Raw genomic sequence first — 15187 nt, 5'->3', positions numbered from 1 at the left:
TGTCTTACTTATACAAAGTTATAATTTTCTTTTTCAATGAAAATCTCTTCATGAATATAAATACCGCGCTTTTCTAGTTCGTCAAAAATAATTTGTGGATTTTCGAAAGCTTCTTCAGGAGTAATAACACCGACTTTATTAACTACTCCTTTTGCAATTAACTCTGTAGCGATTCCAAATGGGATACCAACATTTCTTGTATAGGCCCTTAATTTCTCCCAACCTACTACAGAACCGTCAGATAGCGGATGCGTATGGTATAACACATGCCTTTGTTTTTGATTATTTTTCATACCTACTACTTCTACATGAAGTGCATAACCATAAAGCTCTGTTGCTTGTCCTTCTTTCGATTTTAATAGATACTTCGAAATACAATCCATAATACCAATTTCTTTACCGTTTATTTCAATTTGATCATTACGCAATATACCATAATCATATAAAGCACGAACGAGCTGCATATTTTGCTCTGGCCAAGTTCCTCTTGTTTCAATAAGTTGTACACCTTTATCTTCCAGTGCCTTCGCTAACGTAATCGTTTCTGAATGCGGGATTATATACTGCATTGTTTTTCCGTAAGGTGCTGGTAATTCAATTTCTCTCGGGCGCGCAAACGGAGATACTTGCTTAAATTCACCTTCCTCATACACTGTACGCGTCGGCAAATGTGGATCATATTCATATGTCGTTGTCTCTGTAATTGATGCAGAAAAAGCAATTGGACGATACGAGCCATGACTTACTCGAACTGACTCTACAGTATCTAACTGATTTGCTGCATACATGGCCATCATTTGCGTTACACCTGGTGTCATACCAAACCCAGGTAAACATGTTGTTCCATGTTGAACAAATTTAGAGTGGGATTCATTTTCTTCACCAAATCCATTTAAGTTCACACCGTGACAACCGGCATCTGCGATACAGCGAGTAGACAATCCATTTAACTTTATCGTCGTACCATCCATTACAATGTTATAGCCCTTCATTTTTGCGACCGTATCCTCATGATTTGTCACATCGACTTTCACAAAATCAACACGAGGATCATTTAACCACTCTACTACTTTTCGGCCTTCCTCTTCATTAAAATCGGCTACCGTAATCGTCTCAAAAGATGAAAATTGAACTAAATCTAAAATTGCTTCACGACAAATTTTACCTGCTCCACCTAAGCAAAATACTTTCACCCTATAACAACCCCTTTAGCAATACTATCAACTAAGCGATTAATATCGTCTTCATGTACATCACCGATATTTCCAATGCGGAACGTATCTACTTTCGAAATTTTACCTGGATAAATAACAAATCCATATCGCTTTAATTCGTTATATAGCTGCAAAAATTCAAACCCTGCTTCTGGATAAATGAAAGATGTAATAATAGGAGATTGATATTTTTCATCTACTAATGGCTTAAAGCCCATTTCTTTCATTTTGTGCACTAGTAGTTTTTGATTGCTATAATATCGATTGTAACGGGCTCTTACCCCGCCTTCTTCTTCTAATTCAAGCAATGCCTGATAAAAAGCATGTACAACATGTGTAGGTGAAGTAAAGCGCCATTTCCCATTTTGCTCTTCCATCGTTTCCCACTGATCATATAAATCTAATGATAAAGAACGAGCTTGCCCTTTACATTTCAATAGTTCATCACGATTTGCGATGACAAAACCGAATCCGGGAACACCTTGAATACATTTATTCGCACTACTAATTAGAAAGTCAATTTGCAACTCAGCGATATCTATTTCAATACCACCGAAACTACTCATTGCGTCAACCAGTGTAACTTTTCCGTATTGTTTTCCCAATTTACATACGTCTACAATTGGATTAATAATACCTGTAGTTGTTTCACAATGAACAACTACAATATGCGTAATCTCTTTATCTTGTTGTAATAACTGTTCTACTTCTGCAATATTAGTAGGCTCCCACTCTTCTGTTTGACTGACCACCACATCTATATGTAACATCTCTGCCATTTGTACAATCCGCTTACCATACGCACCATTTGTACAAACTAGCAGCTTTCCGTTTCTAGGAATAACAGAACCAATTACTGCTTCAACCGAAAACGTACCGCTTCCTTGCATTAAAACTGTTGTGTACTTTTCTTCTTCCTTTGTCGCTAACGATACAAGCCTATTTCTTACATCTTGCACCATCGTGTTATATTCAACATCCCACGTACACCAATCGTATAACATAACTTCTTTTACAGTTTTTGTTGTCGTTAATGGTCCTGGTGTTAATAATAAATAGTGATTTTCATTCATGATCGTGTGCCCCCCTTTATGAAATAATAAGTTCTTGTTTCTCGATATGTTCAATTACGTTTTCGAGCTCCTGCATCGTTTCAATTGTAAAATGAGCCCCATTTTCAATGAAACGATTACGAACTACTTCTATTTTTTCACGAAGCTCTAACGGATCCATATTCTCAACTTCCTCTTCCGTTAAACCGAGCTCACTACTACCGAGGATTACACCAACTGTCCACATTCCAGCATTTCTGCCCTCTTTCATATCTGACACGGTGTCTCCAATTTTTATCATATGATTCATTGGGTATACACAGAGTTCCATCGCATTTTTATAGCACATCCACGGATATGGACGACCTGCTGGAACATCATTTGGCGTCACAAGAAAATCAGGTTTATACCCTTGTATTTCTGCTTCTTTTGCAACAATGTCCATCATTTCTCTCGTATAACCAGTTGTTGATCCAATTTTAATACCTCTTTCACGTAGTGAAGAAACCACTTCTTTTACCCCATCCATTGGCGTGGCATAGTACGGTAAAATAGCAAAGAGAATTTCTTCAAACTCTTCATACATCTCATGAATATCTTCTTCTGTTGGTAATTGTCCGAATACACGCTTCCACTCATTCGAAATACGGGGCATTTCCGTTAATACCCTAACATGATCAATCTTCAATAACCCCATTGGTTTACGAGCTTCTTCTGCTGTAATTTCAACACCGCGTTTATGAAAAATCTTCATGAATACTTCTAATGGTGCAAAACATCCGTAATCAACTGTCGTACCTGCCCAATCAAAAATAACTGCTTCAATTTTCATTCTATCCATCACCCTTCTTACTTATCTTTTTTGCCATTGTGACGTTCGGTTACGAAGTGCTTTCGTTCCCCATTCATATACAACCCTCACTACAATATTTGTAACAACAATAAGTACACTCATTGCAGCTGCTGGTGCTACATTTCCTGCATCGTCCATATTTACAATTGATACAGCAGCTAGTTTAAAATCAGCCGCATATAAGAACACTACTGCCGATACAGTCACCATTGAATTTACGAAATAGTACATAACCATTTCTAAAATAGCTGGTAAACACATCGGTACTGTTACTCGAAAGAAAGTTTTATAAAACGGTACGCTCATCGACTGTGAAACAAGTTCAAACTCTCGGTCTAGTTTCTTTAAAGCAGTCGTTGCGGTAACAAACGTTACAGAGTAAAAATGAATGATATTTACTAATACTAAAACAGCAATTGTGCCATATAAGGAATGAAACGGATTTGTTACTGAAAGTCCTAGAATTTGAATTGTTGGTTGACTAAAGAAAAAGACATATCCTAATCCAAGTACTAATCCAGGAATCGCTAACGGTACAATAGAGAAAAAGTATCCTACTTTTCTGAAAAACTGTAGCTGTTCTATTTTTTCAATCGCATAAGCGAACACAAATGTTAAAATCGCCCCGATAACTGCCGTAATAGCTGAGACAATTACACTATTTTTAAATGCTTCAATTCCGTCTCCTGTCAAACTTGAAAAATTAAAATGCTCAAGTGTAAAACTCATATTATATGGCCATACTTTCACACTTGCAGCAATACCAACTGCCACAAATAAAAGAATGATCATAAACGTGACTACGCTACAATATACGAATGAAATAACATCTCTTTTCTTATTATTTATTATTCTGTAAGGTACTGCTTTTGAAGATAAGAGATTCGCCTGTTTTCTTTGCGTAATACGATCAACTGCAAATGCGAAAATAGCTGGGATCAATAAAATCATTCCGACAGTTGCGCCCATGGACATATTTTGCTGTCCAATTACTTGCTTATATACGTCAGTAGCAAGTACGTTATATTGTCCTCCAACAATTTTAGGTGCCCCAAAATCAGTGAAACTAAGTGTAAATACAACGAACATCGCACTAATTAATCCGTATTTCACACTAGGTAAAGTAACCGTAAAAAACTGTTTCACTTTACTTGCACCCAACATATTAGAAGCTTCATATAAACGATAATCAGAACCTTGGAGAGCAATTAATAAAATAAGGAATGCTTGCGGAAATGTATACATAACTTCAGCCATTACAATTCCTACTGGTCCGTATAACGGTATTTGTATTCCTTCAAATAAACCAAACATTCCTTTTGTTATTAACCCTTGATTACCAAATAAATATGTAAGCGCAATACCGTGCATCATCGTTGGTGCGAATAATGGTAATAATGCTATGTATTGAAATACGCGCTTTCCAAAAACATTTGTACGAGCGATCGCATATGCGTAAGCGAAAGCGAGTGTAACCGAAATAATTGTTGTAGCGCCCGAAATCCATATCGTATTTTGTAGTGATTGAACTAGCGTTGGTGTTGTGAAATATTTACTGAAATTCGCAACACCAACAAAAGCTCCATCTTTATCATAAAAGGCTTGTGTAAACAGTTGTAATAAAGGCAATACAAGCATGATAAAAAACGCGAGAAGCATACCAATAATTAATAGTCTTTGTATCCACTCTTCTTTACCGATACGTCTCTTAATCTTTTTTTTTGTACTTTCTGCCTTAAAGTTTTCTAACATCTCCATCTATACAATGACCTTCTTTCCATATGACAACATATGATTTTCTGAGAAAGAGATTTGAATTGGCTTTCCTTTTCTAATAGCAGTTTCCTCTACTTCTGATGCCAATATATCCACTACAATTTTCTCATTATAAAGGTGTGTTTTCTCTTCTATGACCCGCACTTCCGTCCGGTATACAGAACCGCGAAATTCCATGCTTTCTACAACTGTTTTAATACCATTATTTTGTACAACTGTTACATGTTCAGGACGAATCGCATGTTCTTCGTTATTTTTCGAAAAGAAATTAATAGAACCAATAAAATCTGCCACAAACGGATTGGCTGGTCTTTGATAAATCTCCTCTGGTGTTCCAATCTGCATAATTTCCGCATGATTCATTACAACAATTTTATCAGCCATCGTTAATGCCTCTTCTTGATCATGCGTTACCATAATAGTTGTTACTCCCACTTTTTCTTGCAAATCACGCATTTCTCTGCGCAACTTTTCACGCACTTTTGCATCTAAAGCAGATAACGGCTCATCAAGTAACAAAATATCGGGAGACAGAGCGAGCGCACGTGCAAGTGCTACTCGCTGCTGTTGTCCACCAGACATTTGAGCAGGATATTTATCTTTTACATTCAGCAAATCAACAAGTTCTAACGCCGATAGCGCTTTTTCTTTTACTTCTGCTTTTCCATATTTTTTTGTTTTTAAGCCGTATTCAATGTTTTCAAGTGCAGTTAAATTCGGAAATAATGCATACGATTGAAAAACCATTCCGAAGTTCCTCTTTCCAGGTGGTAATGCTGTAATATCTTTTCCATTCACAGCAATACTACCTGTTGTTGCCTCTTCTAGCCCCGCTAAAATTCGGAGCAATGTCGTTTTCCCACAACCACTTGGGCCTAATAAACAAACAAACTCATTTTTTTTCACAGTAAAAGAAATATCCTTTAACGCTGTAAATGCATCAAACTGTTTTTGGATGTGTTGAATTGATAAATATTCGCTCATTTTTCTCTCTCCCACTCACTTACTTTTTCGGTTCTGCTTTTTGGCCAAACTCTTTTTCCCATTTTTCTAAAATTTTGTCACGATTTTCTGCTGCCCATTTAAAGTCATTCTTTTTATATAACTTTTCTGTCACATCTTTAGGGAATCCATCTGGAAGTTTATAATCATTTTTAATTGTCGCAAATCCATTTTTCTCGAAGTATAACTTCATTACATCATCTGTAATTGCCCAATCTAAAAATGCTTGCGCTAATTTATCATTTTTAGCATTATCTTTTTTAATAAGTGCGTTCGCTTCTACTTCCCAGCCTAATCCTTCTTTCGGCAGTACAACTTCAACTGGTGCACCTTTTTGTTTCTCTTTCAAAGCACTATAAACCATTGATACACCAACTGGATATTCACCTGCGCCTGCTAATTTCGCTGGTTTTGAACCTGAATGAGTATAAGTTGCCATATTATCATGAAGTTTCTTCATGTAATCCCAGCCCTTATCTTCTCCCATAATTTGTAGCCATGCAGAAACTGTTAAAAATCCTGTTCCAGAAGAAGCCGGATGCGGCATAACTAGCGTTCCTTTATATTCTGGTTTCGTTAAATCTTCATATGATTCTGGCATCGGTAAATTTTTCTTCTTCAATTCTTCTTTATTTACAGCAATCCCCGTCATAAATGCAGTATTTCCTACCCATTTTTCTGGTTTCTTATCGTCTTTAAATTGCGAAAGGACACGATCTGCTCCTTTTGGAGAGTATCCTTTTAACATATCTTTTTTCTCTAAAGCTAATAGACTAGACGCTGCAGTTCCCCATACAACATCTGCTTGTGTATTTTTTCCTTCAGCTAGCAATTTCGCTGTAATAACTCCTGTTGAATCACGAACAATGTTCAACTTCACGTCTGGGTACTTCTGTTTAAAAGAATCAAGATAAATCGGTACAAGCTCTTCTTCAATCGCTGTGTAAACAGTTAATGATCCAGATAATTTATCATCTTTTACTTTTGCTCCAGCACTTTCTTCTTTCTTTGCACCACACCCCATTAATAACGAAAATACCATTCCAGTTGCTACAGCTTTAAAGATTGTTTTTTTCACTGTCTCTCTCTCCTTTTACAAATCTTATGTACAACTCTAATATAAACAACTAGTGTAAAAGCAGTATTAAACCAACATTAATCTTTTGTTTGTTGTTTGTTTTTGTGTAATACGTTGCTACTTCTATGTTTTTTCGCATTTTTCTGCTAATATCAAACGTGAAATTTACAAATAATTAAAAAAACCTTTATAATCCCACAAAAAAATGAGGCGTTTGTAAAAAACGCCTCATTTTTGTTTACCTTTTTTTGAATTACGATTTGCATACTTCGCACTATTTTCTCCTTCATACTCTAATGCAAATTCTGCATCTGGTAAGCTTTCTTTCGGAGTTTTATTATTATTAATTGCTGCATTTTGTTTTACTTTTCTTTTTACCAACATATTCACCTGCTCTCACGAAATAACTTTCTATTCTAGTTTGAAACAACTTACAGTAATTATTACTGGGAAGTGTTAACAAGTACATAAGAGCTTATAGATGGAAATACTACATACGAACACGCCATTACAAAAAGGAGCGATTACTTTGAAAGAAAAAGAAACGATACAATCGCCAATTTTAGACGAGACGCTCCCTCATCAAATGAACTTTCCTTCTTTTAAAGGCACAGGCAAAAAGATGCAACAACCTTTTATAAATCAATATGATGTTGTAATTGGAGACAGTAAATACGATTCCACTAACAGTCCTCTTAATAATTGGAGTGATGAGGTAGATCCTGCTATTATGGCTGGGGAAGAATGGATCCATCCTACAAATGATATCGGATGGATTGCAGAAGAAAATCAAGAATTACTTAAAAACGAAGTTGATAATAAAAATGATGCTTTTATGCATCCCCAATTCGGAATTAACGACTAAAAAACCATTCTACCTAACGCAGGTAGAATGGTTTCATACTATCCAATAATAATTCTCTCTTTCGGATATTTATAGCGAGGCGGTTGCTCTCTTCCGCCACTAGCTAAAATAAATGTCAAAATACCGACGCGTCCGATAAACATAAGTACAATAAGTACAAGTTTACCAACAGTTGTTAAATCAGGAGTAACACCTGTTGATAGTCCCGTCGTCCCGAAAGCAGAACAAACTTCAACGATTAAGCTCATAAGCGGTACATTTTCCGTAATAGATAAAATGAATAGCGCTGAGGCACATAATAGAATCCCCATCGTCATAACGACAGATGCTTTCAACACGTCCTCTTCATGTAGCTGACGTTTGAAAACTCGGGCTGTTCTCCCGCCTCTTGCAAATGTATATAACGATAATATACTAACTGCAAATGTTGTTGTACGTATTCCGCCCCCAACTGAACTTGGAGATGCCCCAATGAACATTAATATACTCATAAATAAAAGCGTTGGTTGTGACAATTCACGTATGTCCATTGTAGCCAGTCCTCCACTTCGCGTCGTCACAGATTGGAATAATGTATAAAATACAGTTTCATGCCATGACTTTCCTACTAAAAAATGATTTCGTTCCAATAGAAAAATCATAATTGTTCCAACAATAACGAGTACAAAAAATGTCGTTGTCGTCAATTTTGTAAATAACGAAAAGCGAAATAGTTGTTGTCGTCTTTTACTAAGGAATTGTTTTACTTCCATTAACACTGGGAAACCGATAGCTCCTAAAATAATAAGCAACATATGAATCATTTGAACAATATAATCTTTTTTGTACGGAATAAGTGATTGTCCTGTTAAATCAAATCCTCCGTTCGTTGTTGCGCTCACAGCGGCAAAGAAACCGTGAAAATAAGCTTCTTGCCAAGTCGGGAAATATAGTAAGAACCTTGTACCTAACAGTATTGCTCCAATGAGTTCTATCGAAATAATTACAATTAAAATAGAACGCATCAATTCTACAAGGCCCGATAAATTCCCTTGGTTATGGTCTGCCATAATTAATCTTCTTCTTTGCAAACCAATCTTTTTCCCCGTTATAATCCAGACGAATGTACCAAGCGCCATAATTCCTAATCCGCCTAATTGTAAAATAAGGGCTAAAACAATAATTCCTGCCGTTGTAAACGTATCTGAAATCGTAACAACAGACAGTCCCGTAACACTTACCGCACTAACAGATGTAAATAGTGCATCGATAAATGTCCATTTCACTTCAGGCTTCGTAACAAATGGTAAACTAAGCAAAATTACCGATACGAATACTGCTAGTAAATAAAATACAACGATAAGTTGTACGGGACGTAACTTTTGTAAAAACTTTTTTATATCTCTCATTCCATCACTTCGCTACCTTTTTTCTATCGATTAAATAAAGAAAAATCATCACTTTCTTCATTTGTAAATAACTGCTGAAATAGTTTCGCAAATACCATTCCGTATACAGTTCCATTTCCCCCATACGGCAGTGCGTAATATAAATTATGTATTTTTTTATCTTCTTTTAAAATAGGAAGACCGTCATGACTGCCACCAAATGCTGCTGCCCAATAGTACTCTGCCCGTATATTTTTATACTGCGGAAACATTTCTTTTACAATGTTAATAAGAAGATCACGCTTATGCAATAATTTCGTATCGCCGATTTTTTGAATTTTCAGCGCCTCATCTAATCCGCCTATAACAATGCGGTTTTGATACGTTCGACTATACAAATATGGACGTGCTGTTTCCCAAATTAACGATTGCTCATGCCAGCCTTCAAAATAATCTATCTTATTTGTCACAACGGCATAAGACGTTTCTACTGTTGTATTTTTTTCTTTCTTTCCAAAAATTGCTTCATAACCTGTCGCCATAATAATATTCTTTGCTACTATTTTATTTCCTGTATTCGTGTAACAAATTAAATCATTTTGGATTTGTTTAATATGTAATGCCTCTGTATGTTCGTATATAGTAGCGCCCATTTGTTTCGCTTTATGCAAAAGACTATGCGCTAATAAATACGGATTCACTTCTGCATCACCGCTTGTATATAACGCTGCTTGTTTTGCAAATGAATAACGTTTCTTAATATCAGACTCTGTAAAATATTCAACCGGAAATCCATAATGGCGTAACGTATTATATTCTTCTTGTAAAAATGAAACATCCTCATCTCTACTTGCATAATACAAACTATTTCGCGGAATAAAATGGGGATCAATATCGAGAGTTGGCACAACCTTCTCCATTGTTTGCAGCGCTTCATAACAAAGTCTATATGCTCGTACCCCTTTCTCTTCACCAAATGTATGAATAAGAGAGGTTAACGATTTATCATGAACAAATTGTAATAATCCTGTATTTGCAGCTGTGCTACCACATGCAATTGCTCTTTTTTCAATGAGCATAACATGCATTCCAATTTTAGCTAACGAATACGCTATATGAGCACCTGCTTCTCCACTTCCAATTACTAGTACATCACATATCATATCATTTTCTAACGTTGGATAACAAGGTACAGAAACTCCAGCATTCCAAAACAACTTACCAGTCATAAGCTTCATAATTATACTCCTACAATGTAATTTTCTCCTTTCTATGTTTCGTCATTTTCCATAAAAAAATCCAACTAACATACGCTAGTTGGATTTCTTCTCTTTAATTAGAACGCTCTTCCAGCCAATTTCCAACCGTCGGATATGTTTGCTTTACAGCCGTTCCACCATACACGATAGACATATGTCCTGTCGGTAAACATACATACTGTTTATCTGTGCTAGAAATATGATCAAGTAAAGCTTCTACTTGACATGGCAGAGCAATGTGATCACGTTTCGCAGAAATATTTAAGACATTCGCCTTAATATTTGCAAGGTCTACCTTTTGTCCGCGAATAACGAGTTCACCCTTCACTAATTTATTATTTTGATAAAAATCACGAATCCATTGTCTATACGATTCACCTGGGAACGGAATACCATCGCCTACCCACTTTTGAACTAATTTCCAACTTTCGACGAAGCGCTCATTTTCTGAACGATCGACTAAAGCAACATATGGACCGACAAAGTTTGTAATTGGTTTTAACATCTTATTTCCGAAATCAATCATTTCTGGCGGAATATTTCCGAATGTATCAACCGCTTTATCTAAATTGAAATATTTCTCATCTAATAAAGGACCGTATAATCCTGTTTCAGAGAAATCAAAAGGACTTGTCATAAAAATCAAGTTACGAATTGGCATGTCCGGGTGAAGCGCTGCATAAATAGATGTTAACGTTCCACCCATGCAATAACCAAGTAAAGAAATCTCGTCCGATTTTGCAGTTCTCATTACTTTTTTCACTGCTTTTGCAATATAATCGAACACGAAATCATCAAACTTCAAATGACTATCTTCTAAACCGAATGTGCCCCAATCAAGCATATACACATCAAAACCACGATCTACTAAATATTCCACTAAACTATTTCCTGGAGTTAAATCCATAATATACGGTTTATTAATAAGAGCGTATATTAATAAGATTGGAACTCTCTGTGTTTTTTCTTGTTTTGGAATGTAACGATACAGCTTCGTTTTATTCTTCGTCCAAATAACCTCTTTCGGTGTTAAACCAACTTGTGGTTCTGGTTCGCGTAATAAAACTTCGCTCGCTCTTTTCACACGGCGATATGCTTTACGATATTCTTCTGGGTACAACTCCAATTGCTTTTCCCATTCCGTTACGAATGTAGTCATTTTTCCTATCTCCTTTTTGGTCAATTTCTTTCTAAAAAAAGAAGTGCATTCCTGCTATGGATATGCACTTTTTTCTTACTTCATTACATGTATAATCCGCCGTTAATGTTTAATTGCTGACCTGTGATATACGCACCGTCACGGCATAGATATACTACACCTTTTGCAATTTCATCAGCTTGACCAAAACGTTTTTTCGGGATTTTCGCAACGATTTTTTGACGCACTTCTTCTGGTACTTCTGCTACCATTTCAGTATCAATAAATCCTGGGCAAATTGCGTTTACAGTTACATTTGTTCTTGCAAGTTCTAACGCTAATGATTTTGTAAATCCTAGCATACCTGCTTTTGCTGCTGAGTAGTTTGTTTGTCCAAATCCACCAGCTTGGCCAATAATAGAAGAAATACTAATGATTCTTCCTTCTTCTGCTTCCGATATGTATGGAAGTACCGCGCTTGTCGTATTAAATACACTGCTTAAGTTCACGTCAATTACGCGCTCCCAATCTTCACGATTTAACTTCTTGAATGTACGATCTCTTGTAATACCAGCATTATTAACAAGAATATCAACTTGACCAAAATGATTCACAGCTTCTTCTACAAGTCTGTTTGCATCTTCTACTTTAGAAACATCCGCTTGAACTGCATAAACGTCATGTCCTTCTTTTCCTAATTCATTTACTAAGTTTTCAGCTGCTTCTTTACTGCTGTTATAGTTAATAACTACTTTTGCTCCCTCTTGTGCTAATGCTACTGTGATTGCTTTTCCAATTCCTTTTGCCCCACCTGTTACGATTGCTACTTTGCCATTTAATTGAACCATTTCTTTTCCCCCTTAAATGAATTTGTGAACGATTGTTATGAATCATTTTGGTACTCATACTAATTGAGTCCATATATTAATTATGTTTCGTTGTTTATACATGAAAAGAGATTCTCCCTCCCTCTTTTACACGTTATAAACAAACGCCATTATCATTTTTTATTTTCTGGCTTATTTACAGGCTTTACTTCTTCTTTTACAGGTACTTGTAGTTTAGCTAGTACTGCATTTTGCTTTTCTAGCAATTCTAAAATTTGATCAACTTTCGTTTCTAACGTGCGCATATCTTGTTTTACTTTCGTAACATCACGCTTTAATGTAGGAGCTTGTCCTAATGAATCCACTTTCTCTTCTAGAATTTCCTCGATGTTATCAACTTTATTTTCTAAGTTAATAACAAGCGTAGCTACTCTAGCGATATCCTCTCTCGTCGGCACATTCACCTGTTCTAAATAATTTTTTGTCGTATCATTTAATGCTTTTTGATAAAACAAATTCAAATCTAGAACGCTGCCCATCCAAGCAGAATATTCTTCTGTTTTAATTGTTTCATTGAGCGCTTTTCCCCAAAATGTTTCGGTTTGTTCATAAGCATTTTTCCATGCTTGCAATGGATCGAATTTTTGATCAATCACTTCGACTACACTCCCTTTTTCGTTTTTGAAACAATTCAACCTATTCACTATTTTCTAATATTCCGAATAAAACTTCAAGTATATATTTTATTTTTCTTTATTTTCTAACAAATGTATTGACATTAAAAACAGATAGGTGTAAATTGCACTTATAAGCAAAAAATTCCATCTAACTGATTCATGAGGTGATGTACAATCATGCTACATAATGAACCAGAACAACCAGAAAGTTTGGAAAAAAACCAAGCGAAACAACCAAACTCCATGCCAAAAAACTTCTTAGTTCCTTTCTTACTTCTCTGTCTAAAAGACTGGAGTCTTCATGGTTACAAACTTATTCAAATGCTAATGGACATCGGCTTTTCTTCTGTTGACCAAGGTAATGTGTATAGGACACTACGCAAATTAGAAAAAGAAAATCTTATTTCTTCTACTTGGGATACAAGCGAAGGCGGGCCAGCGAAACGAATTTATTCTTTAACAGAATATGGAGAGCAATATTTAACAACATGTGCGACTTCTTTTGAACATTATCAAAATATGTTGCGGACGTTTTTCACGTTATACACCAATGCATTCTTTCCATTTTCTACTTCTCCAGAAAAGGATGAAAAGGATTCTTCATCTTCACCTGGTGGTACAGCAGAGTAATCTGCGTTCACAATATGCAAAAAAACATTTGGAGGTCAAACAATGGAAACTAAGCCATACGAATTAGTCGATGCATTTTGGAAAAACTGGTCTCAATCTCTTTCCCTCTTCTCTTCAGCTGGGAAACAATTAGAGCAACTTACTTTAGAAACGTTAAAACAACAACAAGACGCTTTGCATAAATTAACATCAGGAGTAGATGAACTAGAAAAAGAACTACACCAATTCACTGCTCAGTTCAATAACCAATATACAGACTATGTGAAGCAATTAACTGGAAACTCCTTAAATGATCAAATTAACGAGTGGCAAGAAAAGTGGAATGAGCTTTCTAATCAAATGCACCAACTTACTGTTTCGCCTACGAAAACATCTTTGTCTATTCTTACTCAAACTAGCGGCCAATTTGAAGAAACAACAAAACACTTTATCGAACAACAACAGTCGCAACGTGAAGAGGTTCAAAAACAGTTAGAAGTTTTTTTGGGAGAGTTCAAGTCCAAACAACTAGAACTCGCAAAGCAGTTCGAGGAAAACTCAAAAAATCTATTTACTTCCATCAAGTAAGAAAAATGTGGCAACTAACTGCAGCACAAACAAAACTCTTTCTTCCTCCTACTACATCAAGATGGCTTACATTTTTCGATATGGAAAAGAAGGAGGACAAAATGAATCCATTTCAAGAAGCACAAACTGTTCCGGAGCTTCGTTACGATGAGATTCAAGTCGGTGATCAAGCATCACTTACAAAAAAAATTACGGATGAGGACGTTATCAATTTTGCAAAATTGACTGGAGATGTAAATCCTATTCACATTCTAGACTCTTTTGCAAAAACGACAATGTTCAAAGAACGTATTGCCCATGGCATGCTCGTTTCAAGTTTTATTTCTACCATTCTTGGAACGAAACTTCCTGGAAAAAATACGATTTATTTATCACAAAACGTTTCATTCCGTGCTCCTGTCAAAATCGGTGATACACTTCGCGTTGTGGCAGAAGTTATTAAAAAACGGGACGATAAAAAAATTATCACATTGCAAACAAACATATATAATCAATCTGATGATATTGTCGTAGAAGGTACAGCGACAATACTGAAAAAAGAGTAGCAAATTTGCTACTCTTTTTTCTATCCAAGAACTTCTAATCACACCGTTTACTTCCGTGTATGAGTACGTCGTTTACACATAAAATAACATTACCAGATAGCACTTAGCTAAACTGGATTACTCTTTAAGGATGTGTATCAACATGGTGAAAACAAACAAATTACTAGTTCCGGGTGCAGAGCAAGCACTTGAACAATTCAAATATGAAATCGCACAAGAATTCGGTGTAAGCTTAGGATCTAATACAGCATCTCGTTCTAACGGATCAGTTGGCGGTGAAGTAACGAAACGTCTTGTTGCTTTAGCTCAACAACAATTACGCGGATAACTATATAAC

General features: G+C 35.9%; 17 protein-coding genes. 5 read left to right on the top strand and 12 right to left on the bottom strand.

Going from position 1 to position 15187, the window contains the following annotated elements:
* Window positions 1-8: 8 nt before the first annotated feature.
* The 7 genes from MR066_RS05880 to MR066_RS05850 all read right to left on the bottom strand — a co-directional run bounded on the left by MR066_RS05880 (window position 9) and on the right by MR066_RS05850 (window position 7359).
* Window positions 9-1193 (bottom strand): saccharopine dehydrogenase family protein, encoded by a 1185-nt coding sequence (locus MR066_RS05880; protein ID WP_242246220.1) that lies wholly within the window; start codon window positions 1191-1193, stop codon window positions 9-11.
* Window positions 1190-2287 (bottom strand): 2-aminoethylphosphonate--pyruvate transaminase, encoded by a 1098-nt coding sequence (gene phnW, locus MR066_RS05875; protein ID WP_241138957.1) that lies wholly within the window; start codon window positions 2285-2287, stop codon window positions 1190-1192. The genes MR066_RS05880 and phnW overlap by 4 nt, the downstream gene beginning before the upstream one ends.
* A gap of 16 nt (window positions 2288-2303) precedes the next feature.
* Window positions 2304-3098: a phosphonoacetaldehyde hydrolase gene (phnX, locus tag MR066_RS05870; RefSeq protein ID WP_242246219.1), complete on the bottom strand. Its 795-nt coding sequence runs from the start codon at window positions 3096-3098 to the stop codon at window positions 2304-2306.
* 21 nt (window positions 3099-3119) lie between these two features.
* A complete protein-coding gene (locus MR066_RS05865) occupies window positions 3120-4877 on the bottom strand; it encodes a putative 2-aminoethylphosphonate ABC transporter permease subunit (RefSeq protein ID WP_002188873.1) in 1758 nt (585 codons plus the stop codon).
* Window positions 4878-5879 (bottom strand): putative 2-aminoethylphosphonate ABC transporter ATP-binding protein, encoded by a 1002-nt coding sequence (locus tag MR066_RS05860; protein ID WP_002086828.1) that lies wholly within the window; start codon window positions 5877-5879, stop codon window positions 4878-4880.
* 19 nt (window positions 5880-5898) lie between these two features.
* Window positions 5899-6975 carry a putative 2-aminoethylphosphonate ABC transporter substrate-binding protein gene (locus MR066_RS05855; RefSeq protein ID WP_002030507.1) on the bottom strand — a complete coding sequence of 359 codons (1077 nt, stop codon included), beginning with the start codon at window positions 6973-6975 and terminating at the stop codon, window positions 5899-5901.
* A 228-nt stretch (window positions 6976-7203) separates the two neighbouring features.
* Entirely contained in the window at window positions 7204-7359 is a 156-nt protein-coding gene (locus MR066_RS05850) for a hypothetical protein (protein WP_002011566.1), read from the bottom strand.
* A 97-nt stretch (window positions 7360-7456) separates the two neighbouring features.
* Between MR066_RS05850 and MR066_RS05845 the strand changes: the two genes are divergently transcribed.
* A complete protein-coding gene (locus MR066_RS05845) occupies window positions 7457-7840 on the top strand; it encodes a DUF3905 domain-containing protein (protein ID WP_242246218.1) in 384 nt (127 codons plus the stop codon).
* Between the two features lie 38 nt (window positions 7841-7878).
* Here MR066_RS05845 and MR066_RS05840 read toward each other — a convergent pair whose 3' ends face one another.
* From MR066_RS05840 to phaR, 5 genes are all read right to left on the bottom strand, one after another.
* On the bottom strand, window positions 7879-9228 hold the full coding sequence (locus MR066_RS05840; protein ID WP_242246217.1) for a TrkH family potassium uptake protein: 1350 nt from the start codon (window positions 9226-9228) through the stop codon (window positions 7879-7881).
* A 23-nt stretch (window positions 9229-9251) separates the two neighbouring features.
* Window positions 9252-10445 carry an NAD(P)/FAD-dependent oxidoreductase gene (locus tag MR066_RS05835; RefSeq protein ID WP_242246216.1) on the bottom strand — a complete coding sequence of 398 codons (1194 nt, stop codon included), beginning with the start codon at window positions 10443-10445 and terminating at the stop codon, window positions 9252-9254.
* A gap of 94 nt (window positions 10446-10539) precedes the next feature.
* Window positions 10540-11625 carry a class III poly(R)-hydroxyalkanoic acid synthase subunit PhaC gene (gene phaC, locus MR066_RS05830; protein ID WP_000206840.1) on the bottom strand — a complete coding sequence of 362 codons (1086 nt, stop codon included), beginning with the start codon at window positions 11623-11625 and terminating at the stop codon, window positions 10540-10542.
* Window positions 11626-11708: 83 nt separating this feature from the next.
* Entirely contained in the window at window positions 11709-12452 is a 744-nt protein-coding gene (locus tag MR066_RS05825; RefSeq protein ID WP_002030515.1) for an acetoacetyl-CoA reductase, read from the bottom strand.
* Between the two features lie 152 nt (window positions 12453-12604).
* Entirely contained in the window at window positions 12605-13087 is a 483-nt protein-coding gene (phaR, locus tag MR066_RS05820; protein WP_000566956.1) for a polyhydroxyalkanoic acid synthase subunit PhaR, read from the bottom strand.
* A gap of 198 nt (window positions 13088-13285) precedes the next feature.
* Between phaR and phaQ the strand changes: the two genes are divergently transcribed.
* From phaQ to MR066_RS05800, 4 genes are all read left to right on the top strand, one after another.
* Window positions 13286-13738 carry a poly-beta-hydroxybutyrate-responsive repressor gene (phaQ, locus tag MR066_RS05815; RefSeq protein WP_098111688.1) on the top strand — a complete coding sequence of 151 codons (453 nt, stop codon included), beginning with the start codon at window positions 13286-13288 and terminating at the stop codon, window positions 13736-13738.
* 42 nt (window positions 13739-13780) lie between these two features.
* Window positions 13781-14305: a polyhydroxyalkanoic acid inclusion protein PhaP gene (gene phaP / locus MR066_RS05810; RefSeq protein WP_002011575.1), complete on the top strand. Its 525-nt coding sequence runs from the start codon at window positions 13781-13783 to the stop codon at window positions 14303-14305.
* 101 nt (window positions 14306-14406) lie between these two features.
* On the top strand, window positions 14407-14850 hold the full coding sequence (locus MR066_RS05805) for a MaoC family dehydratase (RefSeq protein ID WP_001067911.1): 444 nt from the start codon (window positions 14407-14409) through the stop codon (window positions 14848-14850).
* A 142-nt stretch (window positions 14851-14992) separates the two neighbouring features.
* Window positions 14993-15178, top strand: a complete 186-nt coding sequence (locus MR066_RS05800) for an alpha/beta-type small acid-soluble spore protein (RefSeq protein WP_000241212.1) — start codon at window positions 14993-14995, stop codon at window positions 15176-15178.
* Window positions 15179-15187 lie beyond the last annotated feature (9 nt).

The sequence above is a fragment of the Bacillus cereus group sp. BfR-BA-01523 genome (assembly GCF_022662615.1).
In the GTDB taxonomy this organism is placed as follows: domain Bacteria; phylum Bacillota; class Bacilli; order Bacillales; family Bacillaceae_G; genus Bacillus_A; species Bacillus_A mycoides.
Note: the sequence above shows the minus strand (reverse complement) of the source record. Positions and strands in the feature narration are given on the sequence as shown.